Consider the following 216-nt stretch of genomic DNA (forward strand, 5'->3'; position numbering starts at 1 on the left):
TTAAGACCTGCCCCGCGTCCAGGCACTCCATCACGGCGAGCTCGTCCGCGTGCTTCTCTATGAGCTCGGCGATCCTCAAGAGGTAGCGCTTCCTCTCCTTGGCCTTGGTGCGGCTCCACCTTTGGAAGGCCTCGTGGGCCGCCTTGGCCGCCCGGTCCACCTCCCTCTCCCCGCCCCTCGCCGCCACGCCTCCCCAGTCCACCCTCACCGTCACCA

At 68.1% G+C, this 216-nt stretch carries 1 protein-coding gene; it reads right to left on the reverse strand.

Features of this window, described 5'->3' with window-relative positions; genetic code table 11:
• Positions 1-216, reverse strand: a 216-nt coding sequence (locus MFF40_RS28730) for an aldehyde dehydrogenase family protein (protein WP_238263233.1), incomplete at both ends; no start/stop codon positions are given.

Source organism: Methylobacterium mesophilicum (genome assembly GCF_022179445.1).
Classification (GTDB): domain Bacteria; phylum Pseudomonadota; class Alphaproteobacteria; order Rhizobiales; family Beijerinckiaceae; genus Methylobacterium; species Methylobacterium mesophilicum.